General features: G+C 59.9%; 30 protein-coding genes. 16 read left to right on the top strand and 14 right to left on the bottom strand.

Features of this window, described 5'->3' with window-relative positions:
* The first annotated feature begins 1 nt into the window (after position 1).
* From GOV80_RS12185 to GOV80_RS12170, 4 genes are all read left to right on the top strand, one after another.
* Entirely contained in the window at positions 2–805 is an 804-nt protein-coding gene (locus GOV80_RS12185; RefSeq protein WP_170785030.1) for a CE1 family esterase, read from the top strand.
* 78 nt (positions 806–883) lie between these two features.
* Positions 884–3,280, top strand: coding sequence for a phenylalanine--tRNA ligase subunit beta (gene pheT / locus GOV80_RS12180; protein WP_170785028.1), 2,397 nt, complete (start codon positions 884–886; stop codon positions 3,278–3,280).
* A gap of 262 nt (positions 3,281–3,542) precedes the next feature.
* Positions 3,543–4,502, top strand: coding sequence for a hypothetical protein (locus GOV80_RS12175; protein ID WP_170785026.1), 960 nt, complete (start codon positions 3,543–3,545; stop codon positions 4,500–4,502).
* 62 nt (positions 4,503–4,564) lie between these two features.
* Entirely contained in the window at positions 4,565–5,014 is a 450-nt protein-coding gene (locus GOV80_RS12170; protein WP_170785024.1) for a YtoQ family protein, read from the top strand.
* 40 nt (positions 5,015–5,054) lie between these two features.
* On the opposite strand, the gene GOV80_RS12165 is transcribed toward GOV80_RS12170, so the two are convergent.
* Entirely contained in the window at positions 5,055–5,753 is a 699-nt protein-coding gene (locus GOV80_RS12165; RefSeq protein WP_170785022.1) for a glutathione S-transferase family protein, read from the bottom strand.
* Between the two features lie 218 nt (positions 5,754–5,971).
* Between GOV80_RS12165 and GOV80_RS12160 the strand changes: the two genes are divergently transcribed.
* Complete coding sequence (locus GOV80_RS12160; protein ID WP_170785021.1) at positions 5,972–6,778, top strand: mechanosensitive ion channel domain-containing protein; 807 nt, start codon at positions 5,972–5,974, stop codon at positions 6,776–6,778.
* A 190-nt stretch (positions 6,779–6,968) separates the two neighbouring features.
* On the opposite strand, the gene ald is transcribed toward GOV80_RS12160, so the two are convergent.
* Positions 6,969–8,087, bottom strand: a complete 1,119-nt coding sequence (gene ald / locus GOV80_RS12155) for an alanine dehydrogenase (RefSeq protein WP_170772691.1) — start codon at positions 8,085–8,087, stop codon at positions 6,969–6,971.
* Between the two features lie 136 nt (positions 8,088–8,223).
* Here ald and GOV80_RS12150 point away from each other — a divergent pair, with 136 nt between their 5' ends.
* Positions 8,224–8,682, top strand: a complete 459-nt coding sequence (locus GOV80_RS12150; protein WP_170785019.1) for an Lrp/AsnC family transcriptional regulator — start codon at positions 8,224–8,226, stop codon at positions 8,680–8,682.
* 2 nt (positions 8,683–8,684) lie between these two features.
* Here the strand turns inward: GOV80_RS12150 and GOV80_RS22665 are convergent, their stop codons facing one another.
* A complete protein-coding gene (locus tag GOV80_RS22665) occupies positions 8,685–9,524 on the bottom strand; it encodes a CPBP family glutamic-type intramembrane protease (protein ID WP_170785017.1) in 840 nt (279 codons plus the stop codon).
* Positions 9,525–9,805: 281 nt separating this feature from the next.
* On the opposite strand from GOV80_RS22665, the gene ppk2 reads away from it, so the two are divergent.
* A complete protein-coding gene (ppk2, locus tag GOV80_RS12140; RefSeq protein WP_170785014.1) occupies positions 9,806–10,723 on the top strand; it encodes a polyphosphate kinase 2 in 918 nt (305 codons plus the stop codon).
* A 114-nt stretch (positions 10,724–10,837) separates the two neighbouring features.
* Here the strand turns inward: ppk2 and rpsU are convergent, their stop codons facing one another.
* Complete coding sequence (gene rpsU, locus GOV80_RS12135) at positions 10,838–11,044, bottom strand: 30S ribosomal protein S21 (protein WP_005614280.1); 207 nt, start codon at positions 11,042–11,044, stop codon at positions 10,838–10,840.
* Positions 11,045–11,155: 111 nt separating this feature from the next.
* Between rpsU and GOV80_RS12130 the strand changes: the two genes are divergently transcribed.
* A complete protein-coding gene (locus tag GOV80_RS12130; RefSeq protein ID WP_170785012.1) occupies positions 11,156–11,848 on the top strand; it encodes a COQ9 family protein in 693 nt (230 codons plus the stop codon).
* Positions 11,849–11,911: 63 nt separating this feature from the next.
* Positions 11,912–12,898, top strand: a complete 987-nt coding sequence (locus GOV80_RS12125) for an NAD(P)H-quinone oxidoreductase (RefSeq protein WP_170785010.1) — start codon at positions 11,912–11,914, stop codon at positions 12,896–12,898.
* A gap of 15 nt (positions 12,899–12,913) precedes the next feature.
* Here GOV80_RS12125 and GOV80_RS12120 read toward each other — a convergent pair whose 3' ends face one another.
* A complete protein-coding gene (locus GOV80_RS12120; protein WP_170785008.1) occupies positions 12,914–13,771 on the bottom strand; it encodes a DUF2189 domain-containing protein in 858 nt (285 codons plus the stop codon).
* Positions 13,772–13,964: 193 nt separating this feature from the next.
* On the opposite strand from GOV80_RS12120, the gene GOV80_RS12115 reads away from it, so the two are divergent.
* Complete coding sequence (locus GOV80_RS12115; RefSeq protein ID WP_170785006.1) at positions 13,965–14,948, top strand: quinone oxidoreductase family protein; 984 nt, start codon at positions 13,965–13,967, stop codon at positions 14,946–14,948.
* Positions 14,949–15,001: 53 nt separating this feature from the next.
* Here the strand turns inward: GOV80_RS12115 and GOV80_RS12110 are convergent, their stop codons facing one another.
* From GOV80_RS12110 to GOV80_RS12070, 9 genes are all read right to left on the bottom strand, one after another.
* Positions 15,002–15,535: an outer membrane protein gene (locus GOV80_RS12110; RefSeq protein ID WP_170785004.1), complete on the bottom strand. Its 534-nt coding sequence runs from the start codon at positions 15,533–15,535 to the stop codon at positions 15,002–15,004.
* Between the two features lie 261 nt (positions 15,536–15,796).
* Positions 15,797–16,273 carry a YHS domain-containing (seleno)protein gene (locus GOV80_RS12105; RefSeq protein ID WP_170772674.1) on the bottom strand — a complete coding sequence of 159 codons (477 nt, stop codon included), beginning with the start codon at positions 16,271–16,273 and terminating at the stop codon, positions 15,797–15,799.
* Between the two features lie 194 nt (positions 16,274–16,467).
* Complete coding sequence (locus tag GOV80_RS12100) at positions 16,468–16,737, bottom strand: hypothetical protein (RefSeq protein ID WP_170785002.1); 270 nt, start codon at positions 16,735–16,737, stop codon at positions 16,468–16,470.
* Complete coding sequence (plsY, locus tag GOV80_RS12095) at positions 16,734–17,339, bottom strand: glycerol-3-phosphate 1-O-acyltransferase PlsY (RefSeq protein ID WP_170785000.1); 606 nt, start codon at positions 17,337–17,339, stop codon at positions 16,734–16,736. The genes GOV80_RS12100 and plsY overlap by 4 nt, the downstream gene beginning before the upstream one ends.
* Complete coding sequence (gene pyrC / locus GOV80_RS12090; protein ID WP_170784998.1) at positions 17,339–18,619, bottom strand: dihydroorotase; 1,281 nt, start codon at positions 18,617–18,619, stop codon at positions 17,339–17,341. Before pyrC ends, plsY begins: the two co-directional genes overlap by 1 nt.
* The gene (locus GOV80_RS12085) at positions 18,616–19,068 is read right to left on the bottom strand and encodes a hypothetical protein (protein WP_170784996.1); all 453 of its coding nucleotides are present in this window, start codon (positions 19,066–19,068) and stop codon (positions 18,616–18,618) included. Before GOV80_RS12085 ends, pyrC begins: the two co-directional genes overlap by 4 nt.
* Positions 19,065–19,451, bottom strand: a complete 387-nt coding sequence (locus GOV80_RS12080) for a hypothetical protein (RefSeq protein ID WP_170772665.1) — start codon at positions 19,449–19,451, stop codon at positions 19,065–19,067. The genes GOV80_RS12085 and GOV80_RS12080 overlap by 4 nt, the downstream gene beginning before the upstream one ends.
* Entirely contained in the window at positions 19,436–19,954 is a 519-nt protein-coding gene (locus GOV80_RS12075) for a hypothetical protein (protein WP_170784994.1), read from the bottom strand. The genes GOV80_RS12080 and GOV80_RS12075 overlap by 16 nt, the downstream gene beginning before the upstream one ends.
* Positions 19,951–20,886 carry an aspartate carbamoyltransferase catalytic subunit gene (locus tag GOV80_RS12070; RefSeq protein ID WP_170772661.1) on the bottom strand — a complete coding sequence of 312 codons (936 nt, stop codon included), beginning with the start codon at positions 20,884–20,886 and terminating at the stop codon, positions 19,951–19,953. Before GOV80_RS12070 ends, GOV80_RS12075 begins: the two co-directional genes overlap by 4 nt.
* A 509-nt stretch (positions 20,887–21,395) precedes the next feature.
* Between GOV80_RS12070 and GOV80_RS12065 the strand changes: the two genes are divergently transcribed.
* The 6 genes from GOV80_RS12065 to GOV80_RS12040 all read left to right on the top strand — a co-directional run bounded on the left by GOV80_RS12065 (position 21,396) and on the right by GOV80_RS12040 (position 25,802).
* Positions 21,396–21,704, top strand: a complete 309-nt coding sequence (locus tag GOV80_RS12065) for a hypothetical protein (RefSeq protein WP_170784992.1) — start codon at positions 21,396–21,398, stop codon at positions 21,702–21,704.
* Positions 21,705–21,714: 10 nt separating this feature from the next.
* Positions 21,715–22,476 (top strand): uracil-DNA glycosylase, encoded by a 762-nt coding sequence (locus tag GOV80_RS12060; RefSeq protein ID WP_170784990.1) that lies wholly within the window; start codon positions 21,715–21,717, stop codon positions 22,474–22,476.
* Positions 22,476–23,075 carry a metallophosphoesterase family protein gene (locus tag GOV80_RS12055; protein WP_170784988.1) on the top strand — a complete coding sequence of 200 codons (600 nt, stop codon included), beginning with the start codon at positions 22,476–22,478 and terminating at the stop codon, positions 23,073–23,075. Before GOV80_RS12060 ends, GOV80_RS12055 begins: the two co-directional genes overlap by 1 nt.
* Entirely contained in the window at positions 23,072–23,692 is a 621-nt protein-coding gene (locus GOV80_RS12050) for a LysE family translocator (RefSeq protein ID WP_170772656.1), read from the top strand. The genes GOV80_RS12055 and GOV80_RS12050 overlap by 4 nt, the downstream gene beginning before the upstream one ends.
* Before the next feature lie 6 nt (positions 23,693–23,698).
* Positions 23,699–24,241: a molybdenum cofactor biosynthesis protein B gene (gene moaB / locus GOV80_RS12045; protein ID WP_170772654.1), complete on the top strand. Its 543-nt coding sequence runs from the start codon at positions 23,699–23,701 to the stop codon at positions 24,239–24,241.
* Between the two features lie 106 nt (positions 24,242–24,347).
* On the top strand, positions 24,348–25,802 hold the full coding sequence (locus tag GOV80_RS12040) for an efflux RND transporter periplasmic adaptor subunit (RefSeq protein WP_170784986.1): 1,455 nt from the start codon (positions 24,348–24,350) through the stop codon (positions 25,800–25,802).

The raw sequence follows: 25,802 nt of genomic DNA, 5'->3' as shown, positions 1-25,802 counted from the left end.
TATGTTTTACCGACTGCTTTTTCTGCTGCTAACCGCAACCCCGACACTCGCCATGGGGCCTTGGAAATCCGATTGCCATGGCGACACCGCCTGTGATCTGGGTGATCGCTCGTACCATGTGTTAGAGCCCGAGAAATGGGACGGGGAGACCCCTCTGCCCGTTCTGTTGCACTTCCACGGCTGGGCGCGGCAGGGCACCGTGGTGGTGAACCATCAGCGCATCGCTGGGGCCACAAAACTGCGCGGCGTGTTGTTGGTGGCCCCGAACGGGTTGGGCAAAAGCTGGGATTTCTGGACATCGGACACGCGCGACGTGCCCTTTGCTGATGCGGTGCTTGAGGATGTGGCCAAGCGCTATCCGGTTGATCCTGAACGTATCTACGTCTCGGGGTATTCCTTTGGTGGCGCGATGGCGTGGCGCTATGTGTGCCAGTCGGGCAATGACATTGCTGCCTTGCTGGCCGTTGCGGGCAGCATCCGCCAGACCGAGGACTGCCCCGAAGCCCCGCGTGAGGCGCGCCATGTGCATGGCCTCAGCGATACAGTGATGGACTTCCCCTATGGCACCAACGGGGACACGACCTATCCGGTGGCCCTTTGGCGCGCGGCGTATGAGTGCCACGATGCCACCCCGCGCGGCGATTGGAGTGTGGTGCCGATCCTGACCCTCAGCCGGGTCGAGTGGACCGATTGCGCACGCGGGCAGGTGACGCTGGACACGCATCCGGGCGGGCATTTTATCCCCCATGGCTGGATCGGACGGCAATTGGACGAGCTTTTGGGCCGCACCCCCACCTATCCGTGACGCGCAGCGCTTGCACCTTGGCGCATTCTTTGTCATTGCCTGTGCCGACTGGATGTTTGCCAAAAAAGGCCCCGAGCAATGAAATTCACTCTGTCCTGGCTGAAAGACCACCTCGACACGGACGCGTCGGTTGATGAGATCGCCGAGGCGCTGACCGACCTCGGGCTAGAGGTCGAAGAGATCGTGAACCCGGCGGACCGGCTGGCAGGCTTTACGCTGGGCCATGTGAAACACGCGGAAAAGCATCCCGACGCCGACAAACTGCGGGTCTGCACAGTGGAAACCGACGAGGGCGATCTGCAGATCATTTGCGGCGCGCCGAACGCGCGTGAAGGCATCACTGTCGTGGTTTGCAAACCGGGCATGTATATCCCCGGTCTGGATATCACCATCAGCGTCGGCAAGATCCGGGGCGTCGAAAGCTTTGGCATGATGGCCTCCGAGCGTGAGCTGGAGCTATCGGACGAGCATGATGGCATTATCGAACTGCCCTCGGGCGAAGTCGGTGACCGGTTCGTTGACTGGCTGGCAGAGAATGACCCGTCCAAGGTCGATCCGATGATCGAGATTGCGATCACGCCGAACCGCCCCGATGCGTTGGGTGTGGCTGGCATCGCTCGTGATCTGGCAGCGCGTGGGGTTGGCACGCTGAAAGAGCATATCCACGCGTCAGTGCCGGGGGATTTCGAATGCCCGATCAAGGTGACGATTGATGACGACACACTGGACGACGCGCCGCATTTCACCGGCCGTGTAATCCGGGGCGTCAAGAACGGCCCCAGCCCGCAGTGGCTGCAGGATCAGTTGAAGGCGATTGGTCTGCGTCCGATTTCGGCGCTGGTGGATATCACCAACTATATGACCTTTGACCAGAACCGACCGCTGCACGTGTTTGATGCTGACAAGGTGCAGGGCAACCTGCGGGTTCACCGCGCCAAGGGTGGTGAAACGCTTGTGGCGCTGGATGAGAAGGAATACACTCTGCAGCGCGGTATGATGGTGATCTCGGACGACAAGGGCGCGGAATCCATCGCGGGTATCATGGGCGGCGAGGAAACCGGCTGTACCGATGAGACGGTCAATGTCTTCCTCGAAAGCGCCTTCTGGGATCATGTGCAGATCGCCCTGACGGGCCGCGCGCTGAAGATTAACTCGGACGCGCGTTACCGCTTTGAACGCGGCGTTGACCCGCAATTCACCCGTGAAGGGCTGGAGCAGGCGACGCAGATGATTTTGGATATCTGCGGCGGTGAAGTGTCTTCGGTTGTTGAGGCCGGGAAGGCTCCGAACCACGCGCGTGCCTATAAGTTGGATGCGGCGCGGGTGCAGTCTCTGGTCGGGATGGAGATACCCGAAAGCGAACAGCGCCAGACCCTGACCCGTCTGGGCTTCCGTCTTGAGGGTGAGATGGCCCATGTGCCCAGTTGGCGTCCCGATATCATGGGTGAGGCCGATCTGGTGGAAGAGGTCGCGCGGATCGCCTCCCTGACCAAGCTGCAGGGCAAACCGCTGCCGCGTGTGACTGATGGCATCCCCAAGGCGGTGATGACACCGACGCAGCGCCGTCAGTCGATGGCGCGCCGGACCTGCGCGGCGCTGGGGTACAATGAATGTGTGTCTTATACGTTCATTGATCAGGCGTCCGCTGCCCTGTTCGGGGGCGGCGATGCCGCGACGCAGCTGGAAAACCCGATTTCCTCGGAAATGAGCCATATGCGCCCCGATCTGCTGCCCGGCCTGCTGCAGGCGGCCGCGCGTAATCAGGCGCGCGGCTTTGCGGATGTCGCTCTGTTCGAGGTTGGTCCGGTCTTCCATGATGGCGAGCCGGGCGATCAGAAAACCCAGATCGCCGGTCTCTTGGTGGGCCGCGATGGCCCAAAGGATGTGCATGGGGCCACGCGCGCAGTGGATGTGTTCGACGTCAAGGCGGATGTCGAGGCTGTGCTGGCGGCCATCGGGGCGCCCGCCAAGGTGCAGGTCCTGCGCGATGGTGATGTGTGGTGGCATCCTGGGCGGCACGGCAAGATCTGCCTGGGACCGAAAAAGGTGCTGGGTGTGTTCGGTGAACTGCACCCGCGCATTTTGCAGGCGATGGACATCAAAGGCCCGGCGATGGCCTTTACCATCTGGCCGGACGAGGTACCTCTGCCCCGCAAATCCGGCGCGACCCGCGCAGCATTGGAACTGCGCGATCTGCAAGCTGTCGAGCGTGACTTTGCCTTTGTCGTAGATGCTGATGTCGAGGCGCTGACGCTGGTCAATGCAGCGGCGGGCGCGGATAAGGCGCTGATCGAGGATGTGCGTGTCTTTGACGAATTCATCGGTGGCAGCCTGGGTGAGGGTAAGAAATCTCTGGCCATTACCGTGCGCTTGCAACCGACGGACAAGACGCTGAAAGAAGAAGATATCGAGGCGGTGGGCCAGAAGATCATCGCCAAGGTCGGCAAGGCCACTGGCGGCGTGTTACGCGGTTAAACCGGCCTTGATCCAAATGCAAAGCGCGCCTGCGGGCGCGCTTTTCTCGTTTCTGGGGATGGTGTTGCCGTGTCGCAACAGAAAGCTGTGGGCCCTTTCAGGGGGTTGAGCAGAATCGGCAAGCCACCCTATTGACGACTTCCTAACGTAATCAAACCCCGGAGTCTGCCAGATGCCAGATCCCAAACGCGCCCAAGCGCCTTTCATTTTCTGATTGCCCGCCAGCATTCCGGCGGGCCTTGTTTCCCGTTGGAGAGCTGTCATGAAACTTCAAGACATCTCGATGATCCGGCAAATTTTGCCGCAAGAGATGCCCTTTCCCTATTTTCCGGACCGGCAAAGCCCGTGGTTGCTGTGCCAGTCGATGCAGGCCGAGATGCCGATCTCGGACCTTAAACAGTCTGAACTGTCCCGCTTTCTGATGCGCCCTTTGGTGCAGCCGATCGTTGCGTCTTGTGGCGGGGTCTTGCGGCGGCACGATGTAATGGCCGTGGCCCATGCGGACCGCGCGATGCGGCTTGGGGCTTTGGGCCCGGCGGCGACAAGGGGGTTGGAGGTTGCGTATCAATCCGATTGGCTGGATTTCTGCCTGAGCTTCGACATCTGGTCCGGCGAGCAGACAACACGTAAAGCCCACAATCTGGTGGTTCAGCTTGGGTTCCCAAGCGAACACGCGGCGTTACTGTGGCAATTCGAACAGCGTGCTGAGGTTGGCGCTTATCAAAGCAGCCTGCACCCGGTTCGCAGGCACGGGCGCCCGACACTGGCTTGGTGTCGTCTGGATCTGGACCTGCAAAGCGGCCATTGCCTGATCGAAGAGATCCAGTCCGATTGGCTGCGGTTCGTGGGTCGCGCCCGGCGGCGGTTGCAACATCGTGCGCCCCGGTCGCGGGCATTGCGGCTGACCAGCGACTATGAGCAAAGCCTGCAGCAGAGATACGCCAAAATCTGGGCCGATGTGATGATGCTGTCGGTCCTGATGCTGCTGCGGGATGAGTTTGCCGTGCGTGATGTCTGGATGCATCAGCCAGAGCCCGGTGCCAAACTGAAGGGGATCACATGGGGCAGGCTGCCGCCGCGTTCGATCTATACCCGTCTCCCGCGTGCATTCGGGTTCCAACAAACGCGCGAGATGCCCCCAATGCTGGGCAGCAAGCATCGCAGTACAGCCCGGCGGGCGGTGAAAGAGGATCAGTCGATTTTCTGGCGGTTGCACTTTTGAAGGCCCCTTGGGTTGCCGCCGATTTCTGACTAGGGTCGCAGACAAATAACAAGGAGTTACCTATGGGCCTGAACGTATACCTCTCGGGTGAAATCCATACCGATTGGCGGGAACAGATCATCGATGGCGCGAAGGGGCTGGATGTCACTTTCAACAGCCCCGTCACCGATCACGCCGCCAGCGACGATTGCGGCGTGGCCATTCTGGGGGCAGAGTCGAACAAATACTGGCACGACCACAAAGGTGCGATGGTCAACGCCATTCGCACCCGAAAGGGCATTGCGGATGCCGACGTGGTCGTTGTGCGGTTTGGCGACAAGTATAAACAGTGGAACGCCGCGTTTGATGCGGGTTACGCCGCCGCGTTGGGCAAATCGCTGATCGTGCTGCACGGCTCCGATCATCAGCACGCGTTGAAAGAGGTCGACGCAGCAGCGCTGGCCGTCGCCGAGCACCCCGCTCAGGTGGTCGAGGTGCTGCGCTATGTTCTGACCGGACAACTGCCCGGATAGCGGGCGTTGGGGCGGGGCAATGCCTCGCCCCCGATCTGCCTTAGCTTGTCGCAGGTATAGTTAATCCGCGCTGGACTGCTGGACGTTCCAGGAAACGGTCCACATAAGGCTGAAGATTGGCGAAATCCGACCATCCGAGCAGGTCTTTGACGCCGTAGTAGTCCAACCCGCGCAGCCATGGGACTATGGCGATATCAGCGATCGAGTAGTCCCCGGCGATCCAGTCCTGCCCGTCCAGCTGCGTGTTAACGACGTTCAACAGACGCTTGGCCTCGTTGATGTAGCGCTTGCGCGGGCGAGGGTCTTCGATCTCGCTGCCAGCGAATTTGTGGAAATAGCCAAGCTGCCCGAACATCGGACCCAGCCCGCCCATCTGGAACATCAACCATTGGGTCACACGTGCTTTGTCCGCCGCGGTTTTTCCGATCAGCTGACCGCTTTTCTCAGCCAGATACAGCAGGATCGCACCGCTTTCGAACAATGAGACCGGCTCGCCATCCGGTCCGTTCGGGTCGATGATGGCCGGGATCTTGTTGTTGGGGTTCAGCGAAAGGAATTCGAGGCTTTTTACGTCTGAGTCCGCCAGCGTGACCAGGTGCGCCTCATAGGGCAGGCCGATCTCTTCGAGCATGATCGAGACTTTGACGCCGTTGGGCGTGGGGTAGGAATAGAGTTGCAGTTTTTCCGGTGACTGTGCGGGCCAGCGGGCAGTGATCGGGTGGTTTGCGGCGTCCAGCATAGGGGCTCCTGTATGAAGGTTCCGAACACAGTTAGGTGTTGCGGTGCCGATCTACCAGTGGCGCGCGCTGTGCGTTACTGGTCAGATATTGTGCATTCGGGAACAGGCGGGGAAAAGCAGAGAAATCCGCACCTAGACTGACGCGCATTTATCGCTCACAGTTTGGTGATCTCCGCGCGCGTCGCGGGTTTTCTTATGGCTTGTAGAAGGAGAAACGCGTGGATGAAGTTGCTACACAGGTCGGTGCTTTTGCGCCGCTGGTGATGAATGCCGTGAAGGCACTGGTTGTTCTGGTATTGGGCTGGACCGTAGCTGGGATGATCGCGGGCGTGGTGCGGCGTCGCATCAACGCAACCCCACAAATCGATCCGACGCTAGGGAATTTTGTTGCCAGCCTGGTGAAGTGGGCGATCCTGGCGATGGTGCTGGTCGCTGTTCTGGGCATTTTCGGGATCGAGGCCACAAGTATCGTCGCTATTCTGGGTGCCGCCTCGCTGGCCATTGGTCTGGCCTTGCAGGGGACGCTCAGCGATTTGGCGGCCGGGGTGATGCTGGTCGTATTCCGGCCGTACAAGCTGGGTCAGTATGTCGATATTGGCGGTACTGCCGGGACGGTGAAGGATCTGAACCTGTTCACAACGGAAATGGTCACCCCTGACAACGTCCAGATCATCGTGCCCAATGGGCAGGCCTGGGGCAGTGTGATCACCAATTACTCGGCCCATGACACTCGCCGCGTCGATCTGGTGTTCGGGATCGACTATGGCGACAGTGCGGATGCCGCGATGCAGATCATTCTGGACGAGGCCAAAACCGACAAGCGTATTCACAGCGACCCGGAGCCCTGGGTACGCGTGACAAATCTTGGCGATAGCTCGGTCGACCTGACAGCGCGCCTATGGTGTGACGCAGGAGATTACTGGGACGTGAAATTCGAGCTGACCAAAGCTGTGAAAGAGGCATTCGACGCCAAGGGCGTTTCGATCCCTTACCCGCATTCGGTCGAGATTCACAAGCAGGCGTAAATCTCCCGCCCGTCATACGGGCATTGAAATGCCCTTTTCCGGTTGGGCCCAGCGCCGCGCTAATCGCGCGGCGCTGTTGCGTTTTGCGGGAGCGTTCGTCTTGTGCCCTCCGCGCCGCGTCGCAGACGCGGCGCTATGCCCAACGCTGTAGGCGCCCTCGGGAGAGGGCGCTCTCAGGGGCGGGAGCCGTTCAGGCTTTGATGACCACGTTGGGGGAAACGACGTCGATCCCCAAGGCTTTGCCAACCGCGTAGTAGGTTAGCTGACCTGCATGGACGTTCAGACCTGCCATCAAATGTGGATCGTCCTGGCAGGCCTGTTTCCAGCCCTTGTCAGCCAGAGCCAGCATGAATGGCATTGTCGCATTGCCCAGCGCGATGGTCGATGTGCGCGCCACGGCACCGGGCATGTTGGCAACGCAGTAATGCATGACGCCATCGACCTCGTAGATCGGATCGGCATGCGTGGTGGCCTTCGACGTCTCGAAACAGCCGCCCTGGTCGATGGCAACGTCGACCAGAACCGCGCCGGGTTTCATGGTGGACAGTTGCGCGCGGGTGATCAGTTTGGGTGCTGCTGCGCCGGGGATCAGAACCGCGCCGATCACCATATCTGCCGTCTGGATCAGCTCGGCGGTGGCACCAGCGGTAGAATACTGGTTCTTGAACTGCCCGCCGAACACGTCATCCAGATAGCGCAGGCGGGGCAGCGAGCGGTCCAGAACCGTCACATCCGCGCCCATGCCCGCAGCGATCTTGGCCGCATGCGTGCCGACCACACCGCCGCCAATCACAACAACTTTTGCGGGCCCGACACCTGGCACGCCGCCCATCAGCACACCGCGTCCGCCATTGGCTTTTTGCAGCGTCCAAGACCCGACCTGCGGGGCCAGACGCCCGGCAACCTCTGACATAGGAGCCAGCAGCGGCAGGCCGCCGTTTGCATCGGTCACTGTCTCATAGGCGATGGCAGTACAGCCCGAGGACAGCAGGTCATGGGTCTGATCCGGATCGGGGGCGAGGTGCAGATAGGTAAACAGCAACTGGCCTTCGCGCAGCATCTTGCGCTCACCTGCCTGAGGTTCCTTGACCTTGACGATCATGTCAGCGGTGGCGAATACCTCGGCGGCGGTGTCTACGATCTGTGCACCAGCAGCGACATAGTCGGCATTGTCAAAGCCCGAGCCCAGGCCCGCGCCGGTTTCGATGATCACCTCATGACCCCGCGCAACCGCTTCCTGCGCAGCATTCGGGGTCATGCCGACGCGGAACTCCTGCGGTTTGATCTCTTTTGGGCAACCGATTTTCATTTGGTCTCTCCGTTCATAAACTGCCTAAAGAATGGGCAAACTGCGCTGCAATTTCTGTGAAACTCTGCCTGTCCTGGCGGTTCTATTCGGGAGAATTTCCTGTATAATGCTCCAATCACGCAAAGGAATTGCGCCCATGAGCCTAGATGCGACGGATCGAAAGATTCTGGCCTCGTTACAGAAAAATGGCCGGATGTCTAATGCAGAGCTGTCCGAGCAGGTGAATCTATCGCCCTCGGCCTGCCATCGTCGGGTCCAACGGCTTGAGGCTGAGGGCTATATCCGCAACTATGTGGCCCTGCTGGACGCACGTAAGATGAACGTACCGACCACGGTGTTTGTCGAGATCACCTTGCAGGGGCAGGCCGAAGAAGTTCTGGACGCGTTCGAAAAAGCCGTTGCCCGTATCCCCGATGTGCTGGAATGCCATCTAATGGCCGGGACGGCGGATTACATTCTGAAAGTCGTGGCCGAAAATACCGAGGATTTTGCCCGCATTCATCGCCAATACCTTTCGCGCTTGCCGGGTGTGGCGCAGATGCAAAGCTCATTCGCGCTGAGAACTGTGTTCAAGACTACGGCGCTGCCGGTCTGACGTCAGGCGGGGCCGGGATAGGTGAACAGCGCCAGATGCGCGGCGTTGAAGGCGAAATGCATCAGAACCGGCACCCATAGCCTGTTGGTCGCGTAATATCCCAATCCGCATCCCGCGCCCAAAATAGCTGCGAACACGACAAGCGCCGGGCCACCGGCAAAATGCACCAGCCCAAACAACAAGCTGGCCGCTGCGATACCAAAGGCCGCGCCGAGCTTTGAGGACAGGGCCGATTGCAGATAGCCGCGAAAAAAGGCCTCTTCCGCCAAACAGGTTAGGAACAGGTTGGACAGCGCAAAGATCAGCCACCAATGTGGCAGACCAACCTCGGGGCGCACCGCTTGCTGGGACAGGCTTAGCGCAAATAAAGCGGGCAAGGTCAAAATCCCCAGGATCAATGGCGTTTTGCGAATAGCGGGCAAGCCTGCATTCTGTCCGGGCCAGACCAGAAGTGCGGCGAACAGAACCAAAGGTTTGTCCAGATTCATATACATGGAGAAATCGGTACTTCCGGGTCCGGCCTGCACCTGATCAAGCACCAGAAGATTGTTGAACCCGGGAACGATATGCGCACCCAAGGCCACACACCATAAGATCATCGCGAAATGGCCGGGCAAAGACCAAAGCCCGGATGTGCGGCGCAGCGCTGCGGCCCCCGCAAGCCCGGCAATCGAGACCATTAAGGCGCTGGCTGAAACCAGCCCCTGCGCGAAGGCGACTGTTCCGAACAGGCTCAGCAACGATGCGCCAAGACGCCATCGACCGGATATCGCGCTGATCTGAGCGGCGATCAGGATGAACCAGGGCCAAATAAGGGGCAGAAGGGAAAGGAAATACGCCACAGGCCTCTCGCGGTTTTGACCCGGCCTTGATGGAGCAACAGGGTACGTTGATGCAAGCCGGCGGAGTGCAACCCATTGGCAATGCGGCAATTCCGTTGCTTGCATTTGGGCGTTTTCAGGTCCACATATTTGGAAAGGGTGCCGTTTCCGTGTCCGACCCGCGACCTTGCCGTAACGGTCCGATGAGCATAGGAAAGGGCTTTCATCAATTCATCTGATGACATCAGGCGGTTACATGCGCCCGATAGGGTCCGAACCCGGTTACTAGTAAGGAGCAGACCTTGGCTGACGAATACAACGACGCCCCCAAAGACTGGCTTGAGGCCGAGCTGGAAGACACGTTGGACGAAGATTTCGAGATCGAGTTTAGCGAGCCCATGCTCTCGATGGAGATCCGCAAGATCTACAAGGATCAGCACCCCGAGATGCTGGATCGCAAGGTCTATTTCCGCAACCTGCTGCGCCTTCAGGCTGAACTGATCAGGGTGCAGGATTGGGTGCAGCATACCGGGGCCAAGGTTTGTATCCTGTTCGAAGGGCGCGACAGCGCGGGCAAGGGGGGCGTGATCAAGCGGATCACCCAGCGTCTGAACCCTCGGGTCGCGCGGGTTGTGGCTTTGCCCGCGCCCAGTCGCCGGGAACAAAGCCAGTGGTATTTCCAGCGCTACGTTCCGCACCTGCCGGCGGCGGGCGAGATCGTGCTGTTTGACCGGTCATGGTACAACCGCGCGGGCGTCGAGCGGGTCATGGGTTTTGCCACCGAAGATCAGGTTGAACAGTTCTTTCAGGATGTTCCCGAATTTGAACGGATGCTGGTGCGCTCGGGCATCATTTTGCTGAAATACTGGTTCTCGATCACCGATGAAGAACAGCAGTTGCGATTCTTGATGCGAATTCACGATCCGATGAAACAGTGGAAGCTGTCGCCGATGGATCTGGAATCCCGCATCCGGTGGGAGGCTTACACCAAGGCCAAAGAGGATATGCTGTTCCGCACCAATATCTCGGAAGCGCCGTGGTACATCGTCGAAGGCAATGACAAAAAGCGCGAACGTCTGAACTGTATCGAACACTTGTTGACCAAGATCCCCTACACCGATGTACCGCAGGAAAAGGTCAATCTGCCGGATCGCAAGTACAACCCCGAATATGAACGTCGTGTTCTGCCGGATGAGCTGCACGTGCCCAAAATCTACTGATCCTGACGCCCCTGATGTTCCGGGGCGTTTTTCTTTGGGCCAGAAACGACAAACCCCCGAGCGATGCGTCGGGGGTCGTCAAATAGTGTCATCCAAAGCTGGACGAGCGGGGTTTTAGAGCAAACCTTCGCGCTGTGCTTTCTTACGTGCCAGTTTACGGGCACGGCGGATCGCTTCAGCTTTCTCGCGCGCTTTTTTCTCGGACGGTTTCTCGAAATGTTGCTTCAGCTTCATTTCACGGAACACGCCTTCGCGCTGCAGCTTTTTCTTCAGGGCACGAAGCGCCTGATCGACGTTATTGTCGCGAACACTAACCTGCATGTGGTTGTCACCACCTTTCTAGATAGAGTTGCAAGGAAATTGCAGGAAGTGGCCGTATAGCAAAGCCGTTCTAACTTGTCTAGTACTGGTGCCAGAACCCGGAGAACCGTCATGACCACCACTTATGAAGACGCAAAAGAGCAGCTATTGAATGCGATGCTGGACCATGTCCCGTTTGACGGATGGTCGGAAACCAGCTTTCGCATGGCCATCAGTGATTGCGATATTGATGAGGCGCTGGCCCGCTCAATCTGCCCCCGCGGCGCGGTCGATATGGCGCTGGCATTTCATGCTCGGGGGGATGCCGCGATGGTGGAACGCATGAAAACCGAGGATTTGAGCGATCTGAAGTTCCGCGACCGTATCGCCGCTGCGGTCCGGTTTCGCCTACAGGCCGTCGATGATAAGGAATTGGTGCGCCGCGGCATGACGCTGTTTTCGCTGCCGATGCATGCGGCGGATGGGGCGAAGGCGATGTGGCAGACCTGCGACCTGATCTGGGACACGCTGGGGGATACTTCGGATGATGTGAACTGGTACACCAAGCGGGCGACGCTGTCGGGGGTCTATTCCTCGACCGTGCTGTTTTGGCTGGGGGATGATTCGCCGGATCATCAGAAGACGTGGGAGTTTCTGGATCGTCGCATCGATAACGTCATGCAGTTTGAAAAGCTCAAGGCGCAGGTGAACGGCAACCCTCTGTTCAAACCTTTCCTTGCGGTTCCGAATTGGTTGGCCGGTCAGGTGAAGGCTCCGATGAAGGTGCGGGCTGATCTGCCGGGAATGTTGAACCCACGCAAGTAGCACGTAAGTGTCTGGGCCTTTCCGATTTCGCCTGCTAGGCATTGCGCCAAGGAGGACTTGCCTATGACCCAAATGATGCGCGCCGTTGAAATCACCAAGCCCGGCGGCCCGGATGTGTTGCAACTGACCGAACGCCCGGTGCCCAAGCCCGCCGCTGGTCAGGTGGTGTTGAAAGTGGCCTATGCGGGTGTTAACCGCCCGGATGCTTTGCAGCGTGCGGGCGCGTATGATCCGCCTCCGGGCGCGAGTGATCTGCCGGGGCTTGAGGCGTCGGGCGAAGTCGTTGCCCTCGGCGCAGGGGTCGAAGGTGTCGCCATCGGCGATCAGGTTTGCGCCTTGTTGCCCGGCGGTGGCTATGCCGAATACGTTGCCACGCCCGCTGCCCATTGCCTGCCGCTGCCAGAGGGGATGGGCCTTAAGGAGGCTGCGTGTCTGCCCGAGACCTTCTTTACCGTCTGGTCCAATGTGTTCACACGCGGCGGTCTGAAAGCGGGCGAGCGGTTTTTGGTTCACGGTGGGTCCAGCGGGATCGGAACAACGGCGATCCAGCTTGCAAATGCGTTCGGCGCACGGGTCTTTGCCACCGCCGGATCGGCCGAGAAATGTGCCGCCTGCGAGAAACTGGGGGCCGAAAAGGCGATTAATTACCGGGATGAGGATTTCGTATCCACCATGCGCGCCGAGGGCGGGGCGAACCTAATCCTTGATATGGTGGGCGGGGACTATATCCCGCGCAACGTCAAGGCTCTGGCCGAGGATGGGCGGCTGGTTCAAATCGCCTTCCTGCAAGGCCCCAAGGTCGAGCTGAACTTTGCCATGATGATGGTGAAACGCCTGACCTTGACCGGCAGCACCCTGCGCCCGCAATCCGATCTGGCTAAGGCCAAAATCGCCCAGGACCTGCGCGAGGCAGTCTGGCCGCTGTTGGATGCAGGCAAGATTGCACCGGTAATGGACAGCGAGTTTGATATGGCCGAGGCCGCAGCGGCCCATACGCGGATGGAAAGCTCGGGCCATATCGGCAAGATCGTTCTGAAAGTCGGCGGCTAGACGCCACTAGCCTCTTCAGGCCACGGCGCGGCGGTAGAGATGCCACGTGGCGTGGCCAAGAACCGGGATCACCACAATCAGCCCCAGCAGCAGCGGGATCGCGCCCAGGATCAGCATCCCGACAACGATGAATCCCCAGCCCAGGATGACGGCGGGGTTCTGTCTCAGCACTCGGACCGACGTCACCACGGCGACCGGCAGCCCGACCTTGCGGTCCAGCAACAGCGGAAAGCTGACAACGCTGACCGCAAGCGCGATCAGGGCGAACAAAAAGCCGACCGCGTTGCCGAACAGGATCATGGTCCAACCCGCGCCGGTCGTGAAGGTCTGGGTCAGAAATGCACCCAACGACTCTGGCAGATCAGGACCAAGGGTTCGCACATAGATGCTCTGCGCCACCATCAGCCAGATCAGAAACAACATAACCAGATAGAACCCCAGCGCGAGAATGGCGCCGAAGGAAGGTGAGCGGAATACAGACAGCGCGTCCAGCCAATGCGCTTCGCCGCCCTTTTCACGGGTGCGGCTGATCTCATAGAGGCCAACGGCGGCCACAGGGCCGATCAGCGCGAACCCTGCGACCAGAGGGGCCAGCAGAGGGATCATGTTGCGGTCCAGCCCCAACCCAAACATCAGCAAGCCCGCAATCGGATAGATAAGCACGACAAACACCGCATCCGCGCGGGTTTCCAGAAAGTCGCGACCCCCGGCCTTCAAACATTCCCGCAGGTCCTGCATGGTCAGATCTCGAACAACTGGCAGTTTTCGTGTGTCGGCACTGCCAAGGCTGTTGACGCTTTCCGCGATGTGATCGCTGGTTGCGCCAAGATTTCGCGCAGCCCAGCTCACCGGGTTTCCAATCGTTTTCGCCATCGTCATCCCCTCCTCTTTTGCGGCTTGGCGCAGCAGAGAGAATCCGGCATCGGTTGCCCTGGGCCGGACCCGCCGGCAACGCTTACCCCCGAGTATAGCACAGTTTTTCCCGATTTGCGCCGGGTTGCGCTTTTGTGCCGATTGCGCTGCGTCACAAGCGTGTTAGCTTGTCGTCAGGGTACAGGAGGTGAGTATGCAGCAAACGGCACGTACAGTCGTCATTCACAAACATGGTGGCCCCGAGGTTCTGACCCTCGAAGATCGCCCGGTGGGCGAGCCGGGACCGGGCGAGGTGTGCATTCGTCATCGTGCCTGCGGACTGAATTTTATCGACGTGTACCAGCGCGCGGGTCTTTACCCGCTTGAGCTGCCACACGCGCTGGGAATGGAAGCCTCGGGCGTGATCGAGGCAGTGGGCGAAGGCGTGACCCATCTGGAACCCGGTCAGCGCGCGGCCTATGCCGCAATGCCAGCCGGGGCCTATTGCGAGGCGCGGGTGATGCCTGCGGCGCAAGTGTGCCCGCTGCCTGAAAGCATCTCATTTGACACGGCTGCGGCAATGATGCTCAAGGGGATGACGGTCGAATATCTATTTCATCGCACGACGCCGTTGAAACGCGGGGATACGGTTCTGTTCCACGCCGCTGCCGGAGGTGTAGGCTTGATCGCCTGCCAATGGGCCAAATCCGAGGGGATTAAACTGATCGGTACCGCAGGAACGGACGAAAAATGTAGCCTCGCCAAGTTCAACGGGGCGGCGCATTGCATCAACTATCGCACCGAAGACTTCGCCGAGCGCGCGGCCGAGATCACGGGTGGTAAAGGCGTGGACGTGGTAATGGACTCGATCGGAGCGGATACGTTCAACGGCTCGCTCGACAGTCTCAAGCCACTGGGGATGATGATCTCGTTTGGCAATGCATCGGGCTCGGTACCGCTTATCGACATCGGCATTCTGGCCAAGAAAGGCTCGATCAAGATCACACGGCCCACCTTGTTCACGCATATTGCCGATCACAGCGTTTGTCAGGCGATGGCGCGCCGTCTGTTCAACAAAGTTGATGGGGGCGAGGTCAAAATCCACATCGACCAGCGTTTCCCGCTGGATCAGGTGGCTGAGGCGCATCGCACGCTTGAGGCACGCAAGACAACGGGCAGCACCATCCTGGAACTATGATCTGACATGGCCCCGACTTCTGGTCGGGACCAAGCTTGTGCGCAAGGAATGGGTCAGAACCGGTATGCGGCGCGGGCCTGAAAGGTGGTCGCATCGACGTCGACGCCGGATGAATTGAAGTCGTTGAACTCGTGATACAGGATTTCGCCACTGATGCTTACATTCGGGGCAACGATCTGTTCGTACCCGGCACCGATGAACCAACCATCGTCACTACCCAGATTATCGGTTCCGGCTTCGGCAAAGCCGCCGATGCCATAAAGCAGCCCTTGCGATGTGACTTTGTAACCCGCGTGCGCTTTGATGCGCCAAACATCCTCGACCGTGGCTGCGCCACTCAGATCAACGTCTGTCCAATCGTAGTCGAAGCCGCCGCCAACAACCCAATCGCCAAGATCGTAGTCATAGCCCAGAATGATGCCGCCAATCGCACCGTCGCCGTCGATGCCCGAGATGTTTGTGTCGATATCGGCATATCCGACTTGCAGACCGCCATAGAACCCCGTCCAGTCGCCTGAAGATTGCGCAGCGGCTGATCCCGCCGCCAGAAACGCAAGGCCAGTGGCCGCCAAAATCTTTTTTCTCATGTCGTGCTTCTTTCCCTCAGCTCGGTTTATTGCGCCTTTCCCGGCTTGGATCGCGCACTTGCATATTTGAATGCGTTTGAGCGAAGGGTTGGATCACTCGGTGATTTAGCGAAGGAGGGGGTTTTCACCGAACCGACGTGGCAGAGGGGCGTCGTGCGGTTGAAAGTTTGCTTGCGGAAGGGAAACTATCTACAGATAGCTGTCCAACGAAAAACGGCGGCAGATTTCTCTGCCGCCGCCCTGAGGGAATCCGTGAGTGGATTATTGAGCTTGCAGCTCTGCCGGAGTTTTGCCGGCAATGTCTTTCCAGTTGGCGTCTGCGCGCTCGTTAAAGCCCGGGATGTCGCCTTCCCAGCGTTCCTGAATGTCGGCCGACAGGTTCAGGTACAGCTTGTTGTCAACGATTTTCCAGTAGTTCGGGTCGCCGTCAAACTTGAAGCCCATCGCGGTGCCGAATGCGCAGTAGCCGCCATATGCGGGCAGGTACGCTTCGGGGTTTTCTTCAAATGCAACTTTGTTTTCTTCCGAAGCAAAGCGGTACAGCGCATCGTTGTGCAGTGTGGTGATGCGATAGTCGCCCTTGGTGGCTTCGCCAACGGTGAAGTAGGCAACCGGGTCATAACCCTGCAGCGCCAGGCCGGTCGAGCTTGCGTTCAGTTCAACGCCAGCGGCCAGAGCCGTGCTTGCAACTGCGACGGACAGCGCAACGCCGCCGATGAGGGATTTGATCTTGTTCATAGTGTTCACCTTTCGTGAATTGAGCCACCGGACGACACAGTAATTGTATCTGGGCAACCCTGTCGATTTTGTTCTGTGCGGTCGGTAATTGGCCGTCACGACCCCGAAGTGGGGGCCGGTCTGATCACGTTCAAAACAATCAAATGTGATCATGAGGTAACAAACGCGTTTCGCCCATGAATAAAGGGCGATGCTTACTTTTCGGGCTGAAAAGAAATCACGAATTCAGTGACTTTTTGTGCCGACATCTCACAGGGGCGCAGCAGGGCGCCGCTGTTTTTGGTCAGATAAAGGTTCAGGCTGATATAGTCCGGCCCACCGCGTTCACGGGTCACTAGTTTGTGGGATTTCCCACCCGCCAACTCGGATCGACTGACGACATAGGATTTGGCGCCGCTCTGCCCATTAGACGTGCCAAGAGGGATTGCGAAGAATGCGGTCAGAAACGTGTCCGAGGCGGTCAAGACTGACCGATTTTTGGCTCGGTTCCAGCTTTGATGCGCGCGATATTGGCGCTATGGCGCCAGTAGACCAGCAAGGTCAGGATAACACCCAGCCCAAATGTCGGGGACTCAGTCAGCACCATGATCCAGATTGTCGACATCGCCGCAGCCATCAGAGCCGCGAGAGACGAGATGCGCCAGATCAGCGCCGTCACCAGCCATGTCAGGCAACAGGCTACGCCGACGCGCCAATCCAATGCCAGCCACAGGCCGAGGAAGGTCGCGACACCCTTGCCGCCCTTGAACCCCAGCCAGACCGGAAAGCAATGGCCCAAAAACGCGGCCAGGGCGGCGATTTGAGCGGCGTCTTCTCCGGCCAGTGCGCGCGCCAGCAGGACAGCGACCCCGCCTTTGGCGGCGTCAAAGATCAGGGTCAGCGCAGCAGCGCGTTTGTTCCCGGTACGCAGGACATTGGTCGCGCCGATATTGCCCGAGCCGATATTGCGCAGATTTCCCAGCCCCATCACGTTGGCAAGGATCAGACCAAAAGGGATCGACCCTATCAGATAGCCAAATGCGGCCCAAAGGATCAGTTGGGCCGTGGAACTGTCAATTGGGGGCATCAGGGTCTCCGGTATACTTCTTGGCCTGCGACATAGGTTGCCGTGACCTTACCCTGCATCCGCTGGCCGTCAAACGGAGTGTTCTGCGATTTCGATTTCAGGCTGAAGCGATCCAGCACAAACGGCACGTCCGGGTCAAACAGCACCAGATCAGCTGGTGCGCCTTCGGCCAGTCGTCCGCTCTCCAGCCCCAGCCGTTTGGCCGGGTTCAAGGCCATGGCGCGGAACAGGGTCGGCAGGTCCAGTTGCTCGGCGTGATAGAGGCGCAGTGCGGCAGGCAATAACGTCTCAAGCGCCACTGCGCCCGATGCTGCCTCTTCAAACGGCAGGCGTTTGCTTTCCTCGTCCTGTGGCGTGTGCATCGAACTGATGATGTCGATCAGCCCAGTGCGCACCGCCTCAATTACGGCTTGCCGGTCATCCTCGGACCGCAGCGGCGGCTTGACCTTGAAGAAGGTGCGATAGTCGGCCACGTCCAATTCGTTCAGCGTCAGGTGGTGGATCGAGGTGCCTGCGGTGATATTCAGCCCGTTCCGCTTGGCGCGCTCCAGCGCGGGCAGGGCGCGGGCGGTGGTGATCTGATCGGCGTGGTAGGCGGCTCCGGTCATCTCAAGCAGAGCAATATCGCGGTCCAGCCCCATGCGTTCTGCCATGGGCGAAACGGCAGGCAACCCATAAAGCGCGGCGAACTTGCCGCTGGTAGCGGCGGCCCCGGTGCTGAGTCCCGGTTCCTGCGGATGCGCTATCACCAGCACGCCGCAGGATTTGGCATAGGTCAGCGCGCGGGAAAAAACCTTGGTATTGGCGACTACGTGGTCGCAATCGGTAAAGGCCACAGCGCCTGCATCTTGCAGAAAGCCGATCTCGGTCATCTCGCGCCCTTCGCGGCCCTTGGTCAGCGCGGCCATGGGCAGCACATTGACCGGCGCATCCGCCTGCGCGCGGCGCGTGGCGAATTCCAGCGTTTCGGGTGTGTCGATGGCGGGCAGCGTATCGGGACGGGTAACGATGGTGGTTACGCCGCCCGCTGCGGCAGCCAAGCCGGCGGATTTATAGCTTTCCTTGTGCCGTTCGCCCGGCTCGCAAACCTTGACTCCGATATCGACGATGCCGGGGGCCAGACATTGCCCGCCGCAGTCGATCACATGTGCGTCTGTGGCCGGAGCAACACCTTCGCCGAGGCCAGCAATGCGGCCTTCCGAGACGTGCAGCCAACCAACTGTGTCCGTTCCGGCCTCGGGGTCGATCAGGCGGGCATTGGTGAAAATCTGGTCGGTCATGTCTGGGCCTCTCGGGCTTTGATCAGGGCTGCCATGGCGGCGTCCGGGTCGGGCAGGTATTCGAATACCAGAAACCGCAGCTGCGAAAACACGATGTTGTGTCCGTTGCGATAGAATTTCAGGTCGGGATGAACGGATAAGGATTTTGCTTTGAATATCTCGCTGATCCACCAGACGTTGCGGTTGGTCACGACATAGACGCGCCGCGTGCGGATCAACCGCTCCCACCACATGAAAAACGCCAACAACAACGTGCAACCGATAAGCTTCCAATAATCGCGCGCAGTCTCCGCAAACCATGGGCTGGCAATCCAACTGAGCGCAAGGCAGGCAATTAGAATGCCATATGCCCATCTCAGGCGTGGAGGAAAATATCCCTGGTCAGGCCGCCCATGCCACAGCACCTGTTCAGTGTCGGGTATTTTCTTGCGCCACCAGTCGTCGCTCATCCCATGGCCCTTTCTATGGCGGCTTTGGTGGCGGCGGGGTCGGCTTGGTACTTGATCAGGTGCTTGTCGCCGCTTTTGGTGACGACCTGCACGAAACTGCCCATCGTGTTGACGGCTTCGATCTGGTTCAGCGCAACCTTGCGCGGGCCGGGACCGGTGAGGGTGCTGTCAGACATTTCCCACGCATTGCTCAGTTCCTCGGACGCCAGATACCACGCGCGGATGCCGATGGCTGCAAGCCCGGCGGGCGCTCCGGTCCAGACATAGGGGTTTCCGATCAGCCAAAGCACGATCATCGCGCCCGCCATGGCGATGGCGGCCAGGGTCAGGTTGGTTTGGATATAGGCGCGCTTGTTCGGGGTGAAGACTACAGGATCAGCCACAGGGCACCTCCGACAACAAACAAGATGATCACCGCCAACAGGGCCGAGCCGATGCGGTTGGGTGCGCCGGTCTCGATCGGGGATTGCGGGGCCGAGAAAGGCCGCGCGCTTTCAGTGTCGATCGGGCCGCCGGTCCAGTTGGTGGCCTCTTCGGTATAAAGTCCTTGCAGGTGAAGGCGGGCGTCAGGCGTCAAGTTGGCCGCGCGATCGTGAAACGCGGCACTGCGCACCACCATCACCCAGCCTTCGATGGCGTCCAGCGTGGCGCGGTTCAGCTGATCCTCGGACACACCGCAACCTTCGTGCAGGTATCCATAAAGCCCGAGGTCTTCGAGGTCTGAAACGGGAAAGATATCGATCTGCCCTGTATCCAGACCATCGACCCCAAGAACTTGATCGGCGGCACCGGGTTCGCGCAGGAACTTGGCCTCCTCAGCGCGCATATCCAGCGTGAATAGGCGGATCACGCCGCGTTCATGGGGGGCGACGGTCAGGTTGTTCATGCCGCCTCGCGCAGGTTGCGGGCCAGCAACTCCATCGCGGCCATGCGGACGGCGACGCCCATTTCGACCTGTTCCTGAATGACCGAGCGGTTGATATCATCGGCCAGCGTGCCGTCGATTTCCACGCCGCGATTCATCGGGCCGGGATGCATGACGATGGCGTCGGGTTTGGCCAGCGCCAGTTTTGCCGAATCCAGCCCGTAGCGGTGGTAATATTCGCGCTCCGAGGGGATAAAGCCGCCATCCATCCGCTCTTTCTGAAGGCGCAGCATCATCACGACGTCGACGTCCCTCAGACCTTCGTTCATGTCGTCGTAAATCTCGGCCCCGAACTCGGCAAAGGTCGAAGGCACCAACGTCGGCGGGCCGATCAGGCGGATACGGTTTTCCATCTTGCCCAGCAGGATCAGGTTCGACCGTGCCACACGCGAATGCGCGACGTCCCCGCAAATCGCGATGTTCAGACGGTGCAAACGACCCTTGGCGCGGCGGATGGTCAATGCGTCCAGCAGCGCCTGCGTCGGGTGTTCGTGCTTGCCGTCACCTGCATTCAGCACAGCGCAGTTCACCTTTTGCGCCAGCAGGTCCACCGCACCGGAATGCGGGTGCCGCACCACCAAAAGATCGGGATGCATCGCGTTCAGTGTCATCGCCGTGTCGATCAGAGTCTCGCCCTTTTTGATCGAACTGGCCTGCATCGCCATGTTCATCACATCCGCGCCCAGCCGCTTGCCCGCCAGTTCGAAACTGGCCTGCGTTCGGGTCGAGTTTTCAAAGAACATGTTGATCTGCGTCAGCCCTGACAGCACGTCGGAATGCTTGGTCGACTGTCGGTTCATGTCGACATAGGTCTCGGCCAGATCAAGGATGGCGGTGATATCGGATTGTGACAGATGCTCGATGCCAAGAAGGTGACGATGGGCGAAACGCATGGGCGGGCTCCTGTCTGACAATCGAGCCGCTTATAGAAACCTGCGGGGGCTAAGGCAACCTATGGTTCCGACCCCTCGGGCAGTTTCTCGCACCCGCCTTCGGGCAGGCATCGCTCGCCGGGTCTGCACCATTTGGCATTGCCGCAATCGACCGCTTTGACCGGGACGCAACCTTGATTGGCTGAGCATTTGAATCCCTGCCGACATTGCGAGCCGGTTTCTTCGCATAGGAACCAACCCGGACGGGTGCAGCCGCCGCCCGGCAAGCAACTTGTACCGCTGGCGCAGGTGCTGCCGTCGTCACATTTGGCTTGTGGGCGGGGCAGGTTAAACTCCAGCTGGATCGCTTCGCATTCACCGCGTCCGTTGCAAGAGGTGCCACTGGGACAATCCAGGCTAGTTCGGCACTTGTTCTCGCCTTTTGGGGCGCAGCGGCGACTGCCGATGCAACGCTCGAACGGACCGCAGGAAAACCCGCCGCCGCAATAGGTGCCGCCGGGTGGGATGCAATGTCCGTCAAAACCGCAGCGTTGCCCGACCGGACAGCAGTTGCGTCCGCACCGCAATTGCCCCGCGCGGCATTGGTTGACGCGGTCCTGAACCCGGTTGCGTTGCGACAGGCCGTTGCGGTTATGGATGCCTGGGGTTTGAATGCCAAGGCGGTCATTTATCTGCGCAAAGCTTGGGCTGCTGAAGGGGATCAGCAAAACGGCAACCAGAAAGAATCGCAAAAGGGTCAACATGAATGCGACAATGGTCGGCGCGGCAGGGCGGGCGATCAAGTGCTATTCGCTTTCCCTCGGTCAAAAGCTGGTTAGATTGAGGGGCATGGAATCGGCTTTGGACTATTACACCGCGCGGGCGCTGCTGGATTGGCAGATCGAACTGGGCGCAACGGATGCAATTGGCGACGCGCCGGTTGACCGCTATGCGCTGCCCGATATTGCACCCAAAGCCAAAAAGCCGGTGGCGCAGGCCGCACCTGAAAAGCCCAAACAGGTTGATCCTGTCGCGGTTGCCAAGGCCGCGGCCACAGCGGCGGGGTCGCTGGATCAGTTGCGCGCGGCGATGGACGGCTTTGACCATTGCGAGTTGAAGCGCGGCGCGCGACAGTTGGTTTTTGCCGATGGCACGCCGGGTGCGCGGGTGATGATCATCGGTGAGGCTCCGGGCCGGGACGAAGATCGTGAGGGCAAACCTTTCGTAGGCCGCGCGGGTCAGTTGTTGGACCGTATGCTGGCGGCGATTGATCTGGATCGGCTGGAAAACGTCTACATCACCAACGTGCTGCCATGGCGGCCGCCGCAGAACCGCGACCCCAAGCCCGAAGAGATCGGGATGATGAAGCCGTTTCTGGAACGTCACGTGGCACTGGCCAAGCCCGACGTGATGGTGGTCATGGGCAATATAAGTTGTCAGGCAGTGCTGGGCAAACGAGGTATCACCCGGCTGCGCGGGCAATGGGCTCAGGCGCTGGATCTGCCGGTGATCCCCATGTTCCACCCTGCCTATCTGCTGCGCCAGCCGCAGGCCAAACGACAGGCCTGGGCCGATCTGCTGGAACTGAAAGCTCGGCTGGAGGGTAAGTGATGCGCATTCTGGCTTTTTCTGACTTGCATATGGCACGTCACCGCGCCTCCGAACTGGTTGCAGCGAGTGCCGAGGCCGATCTGGTGATCGGCGCCGGGGACTATTGCAACATGCGGCAGGGTCTGGGTGAGGCGATGGACATGTTGTCCGGCATCACCGCTCCGCTGGTTTTTGTGCCCGGCAACGCCGAAAGCGCCGAGGAACTGACCGCTGCCGCGCCGCATGGCGTTCATGTCCTGCACGGGACAAGTATGACTGTGGACGGGTTGCGCCTGTTCGGTCTGGGCTATGGCGTGCCGCCGACGCCGTTCGGAGACTGGTCCTGTGACCTGTCCGAGGGCGAGGCCGCTGAGTTGCTGGACCGGTGCGAAGGGGCGGAAGTTCTGATCACGCATTCGCCTCCCAAAGGCTATGGCGATGTGACCTCGACCGGTGATGCGGTTGGGTCGACCGCGGTGCGAGATGCGATCGAACGGTTGCAACCGCAGATGTCGCTACATGGGCACATCCACGACAGCTGGGGCTATCGCGGCGCGCTGGGGCGCACTCAGGTTGCCAATCTTGGGCCGCGCGTGAATTGGTTCGAGGTTGAGGTATGATTGAAACGGTAACTCTATTGGCGTTCATCCCGGCGGCAATGGCGCTGAACTTTACGCCCGGCGCGGACATGATGTTTTGTTTCGGGCAGGGTTTGAAATCCGGCGCAAAACCCGCGCTGGTCGCTAGTGCCGGAGTTTCGACGGGGCTGATGGTGCATGTGTTGTTGGCCGGGCTGGGGCTTGGGGCTGCGGTTTCTGCTCTGCCATGGTTGTTCGACGTGATCCGCTGGATGGGTGTGGCCTATCTGCTGTATCTGGCCTGGGGTGCGATCCGACATGGGGCTGTGTCTGCGGATGCGCCTGCTAAACCGGCGCGCTATGCGTTTCGGGACGGTATGGTGGTGAACCTGACCAATCCCAAAGTGATCCTGTTCGTGCTGGCCTTTATCCCGCAATTTGTGAACCCGGCCATCGGACCGATCCTGCCGCAATTCCTCATCCTGGGCGTGATCATCGCGCTGGGTGGGTTCGTGGTGAACGGACTGGTGGGGATTTTTGCTGGAGGCGCTGGGCGAGTGCTGATTTCGAACCCGCGCGCCTCACGTATCATTGGTTGGGTGACGGGCGGGATTTTCACTGCTCTGGCGATCCGCCTTGCTATTCTGGAAAGGGCCTGACGCAAGATGTCACGCATTGATGAAACCATGGATTTCATTCCCGTTCGGATTGCGGTCCTGACCGTCTCGGACACCCGTTCACTGGATGAGGACCGTTCGGGCCAAACCTTGGTGGACCGGATCGAAAAGGCGGGCCATTCGGTGGCGGATCGCAAAATCATCCGCGATGAGCGCGCCCAGATCGCAGATCAGCTGCGCACTTGGATTGCCGACCCCGAGATCGACGTTGTGATTTCGACCGGCGGCACCGGGCTGACGGGGCGTGACGTGACGGTCGAGGCGCATCGGGACGTCTACGAAAAAGAGATTGAGGCCTTTGGCACCGTCTTCACGATTGTCTCGATGGAGAAGATCGGCACCTCGGCCGTTCAGTCCCGCGCAACGGGCGGCGTGGCAGGTGGCACCTATCTGTTCGCGCTGCCCGGCAGCCCCGGTGCTTGCAAGGACGCCTGGGATGCGATTCTGGAAAAGCAGTTCGATTATCGCCACCGTCCCTGCAATTTTGTAGAAATAATGCCCAGATTGGACGAACATCTGCGACGGAAGTAGACTGCTCGCACGTTCAACACTTTATAACCGCTTTGTGGCTTGGCATTTTTGACCGCCCGGCTACCTTTTGTAGGTGGCGGCTTGATGCAACCGGGGTAAGTGCAACATGCGATTTCTGAGGCAGAGCCTTGTCGGTGTGTTTCTGGCGTCCGTGACGCTGGCGCTGCTGTTTGTTGCGGCCCAGATGATCGCGGGGGCCGTGCAAGAAGTGCTGACCCGCGAAGATCGCCCGCCGCAGGCTCGTGAACGCATCTTTGCCGTATCCGTACGCCCGGCCGAGTTTGTAACCGTCACCCCTAATCTGGAAGCGTTCGGTGAGGTTCAAAGCCGTCGCCGGTTGGAACTGCGCGCGGCGCTGGGTGGGCGGGTCGTTGCCCTGTCTGAGGATTTCGAGGATGGCGGTGCGGTAACCGCAGGCGAAGTGCTGGTCGAGTTGGACCCGGCAAATGCGCAATCGGCCCTTGATCGCGCCAAATCGGATTTGCTGGATGCCCAGTTCGAAGAACGTGACGCCGAGCGCTCACTTCTGCTGGCGCAGGATGAAGTGAAATCGTCGGAAACGCAGGTTGAACTGCGAAACCGCGCGATGAAACGGCAGCAGGACCTTCTGGCTCGGGGTGTTGGCTCAGTCGCGGCGGCGGACGATGCCGAACTTGCAGCAGCCGCGGCTGAGCAAGCGGTTCTGGCCAGCCGTATTGCATTGGCGCAGGCGGAATCGCGGGTGGATCAGGCGACGACACTGCTGTCACGTGCCCGTATCGCGCTTGAAGCCGCCGAACGTGATCTGGGCGACATGACCATCCACGCCCGGTTTGGTGGAACGCTGACGGATGTCACGCTGGTCGAAGGGCGGTTGGTTGCGGCCAACGAAAAGCTGGCCGAACTGGTGGACCCCAACGCGCTAGAGGTCGCCTTTCGCGTCTCGACTGCGCAGTTCGTGCGTCTGTTGGATGCAAATGGCGATCTGATCTCGGCCCCGGTCACGGTCTCGCTTGAGGTCACGGGGACTGATCTGACCGCACAGGGACAGATCGACCGCGACAGTGGTTCTGCCGGGGAAGGTCAGACCGGGCGTCTGATCTATGCGCGGCTTGACGGGGCCTCGGGCTTCAAGCCGGGGGATTTTGTGACCGTCAGTGTGCAGGAACAGCCGCTGGAAAATGTGGTGCGCCTGCCTTCGTCTGCTTTGGATGCGGTGGGGACGGTTCTGGTTCTGGGCCCCGATGACCGGCTTGAGGCGCTGCCTGTGCAACTAGTTCGCCGTCAGGGGGACGAGGTTCTGCTGCGCGGCGAAGGTTTGGAAGGGCGAGAGGTTGTCATTGGCCGCACGCCGTTGCTGGGCGCGGGGGTACGTGTGCGCCCGTTGCGGGTTGAGGCCAGTGCCGGGGCGGATGCGGGCTTGGTCGAACTGTCTGACGAACAGCGGGCGCAGCTTGTGGCGCAGGTCGAAGCCAGCGACCGGATGCCCAAGGACATGAAAGAGCGCATGCTGACTCAACTGGGTGAGCCTAAAGTCCCCGCCTCGCTGGTGCAGCGAATTGAAAACCGGGCCGGAGGATAG

Source organism: Ruegeria lacuscaerulensis (assembly GCF_013034685.1).
Taxonomy (GTDB): Bacteria; Pseudomonadota; Alphaproteobacteria; order Rhodobacterales; family Rhodobacteraceae; genus Ruegeria; species Ruegeria lacuscaerulensis_B.
This window is presented reverse-complemented; position numbering and strand designations above follow the sequence as displayed.

Coding starts and splice junctions, on each gene's coding strand:
- GOV80_RS12185 (WP_170785030.1), top strand. CDS start 2: ATGTTTTACCGACTGCTTTTTCTGCTGCTAACCGCAACCCCGACACTC.
- pheT (WP_170785028.1), top strand. CDS start 884: ATGAAATTCACTCTGTCCTGGCTGAAAGACCACCTCGACACGGACGCG.
- GOV80_RS12175 (WP_170785026.1), top strand. CDS start 3,543: ATGAAACTTCAAGACATCTCGATGATCCGGCAAATTTTGCCGCAAGAG.
- GOV80_RS12170 (WP_170785024.1), top strand. CDS start 4,565: ATGGGCCTGAACGTATACCTCTCGGGTGAAATCCATACCGATTGGCGG.
- GOV80_RS12165 (WP_170785022.1), bottom strand. CDS start 5,753: ATGCTGGACGCCGCAAACCACCCGATCACTGCCCGCTGGCCCGCACAG.
- ald (WP_170772691.1), bottom strand. CDS start 8,087: ATGAAAATCGGTTGCCCAAAAGAGATCAAACCGCAGGAGTTCCGCGTC.
- GOV80_RS12150 (WP_170785019.1), top strand. CDS start 8,224: ATGAGCCTAGATGCGACGGATCGAAAGATTCTGGCCTCGTTACAGAAA.
- rpsU (WP_005614280.1), bottom strand. CDS start 11,044: ATGCAGGTTAGTGTTCGCGACAATAACGTCGATCAGGCGCTTCGTGCC.
- GOV80_RS12130 (WP_170785012.1), top strand. CDS start 11,156: ATGACCACCACTTATGAAGACGCAAAAGAGCAGCTATTGAATGCGATG.
- GOV80_RS12125 (WP_170785010.1), top strand. CDS start 11,912: ATGACCCAAATGATGCGCGCCGTTGAAATCACCAAGCCCGGCGGCCCG.
- GOV80_RS12120 (WP_170785008.1), bottom strand. CDS start 13,771: ATGGCGAAAACGATTGGAAACCCGGTGAGCTGGGCTGCGCGAAATCTT.
- GOV80_RS12115 (WP_170785006.1), top strand. CDS start 13,965: ATGCAGCAAACGGCACGTACAGTCGTCATTCACAAACATGGTGGCCCC.
- GOV80_RS12110 (WP_170785004.1), bottom strand. CDS start 15,535: ATGAGAAAAAAGATTTTGGCGGCCACTGGCCTTGCGTTTCTGGCGGCG.
- GOV80_RS12105 (WP_170772674.1), bottom strand. CDS start 16,273: ATGAACAAGATCAAATCCCTCATCGGCGGCGTTGCGCTGTCCGTCGCA.
- plsY (WP_170785000.1), bottom strand. CDS start 17,339: ATGCCCCCAATTGACAGTTCCACGGCCCAACTGATCCTTTGGGCCGCA.
- pyrC (WP_170784998.1), bottom strand. CDS start 18,619: ATGACCGACCAGATTTTCACCAATGCCCGCCTGATCGACCCCGAGGCC.
- GOV80_RS12085 (WP_170784996.1), bottom strand. CDS start 19,068: ATGAGCGACGACTGGTGGCGCAAGAAAATACCCGACACTGAACAGGTG.
- GOV80_RS12075 (WP_170784994.1), bottom strand. CDS start 19,954: ATGAACAACCTGACCGTCGCCCCCCATGAACGCGGCGTGATCCGCCTA.
- GOV80_RS12070 (WP_170772661.1), bottom strand. CDS start 20,886: ATGCGTTTCGCCCATCGTCACCTTCTTGGCATCGAGCATCTGTCACAA.
- GOV80_RS12065 (WP_170784992.1), top strand. CDS start 21,396: ATGTCCGTCAAAACCGCAGCGTTGCCCGACCGGACAGCAGTTGCGTCC.
- GOV80_RS12060 (WP_170784990.1), top strand. CDS start 21,715: ATGGAATCGGCTTTGGACTATTACACCGCGCGGGCGCTGCTGGATTGG.
- GOV80_RS12055 (WP_170784988.1), top strand. CDS start 22,476: ATGCGCATTCTGGCTTTTTCTGACTTGCATATGGCACGTCACCGCGCC.
- GOV80_RS12050 (WP_170772656.1), top strand. CDS start 23,072: ATGATTGAAACGGTAACTCTATTGGCGTTCATCCCGGCGGCAATGGCG.
- moaB (WP_170772654.1), top strand. CDS start 23,699: ATGTCACGCATTGATGAAACCATGGATTTCATTCCCGTTCGGATTGCG.
- GOV80_RS12040 (WP_170784986.1), top strand. CDS start 24,348: ATGCGATTTCTGAGGCAGAGCCTTGTCGGTGTGTTTCTGGCGTCCGTG.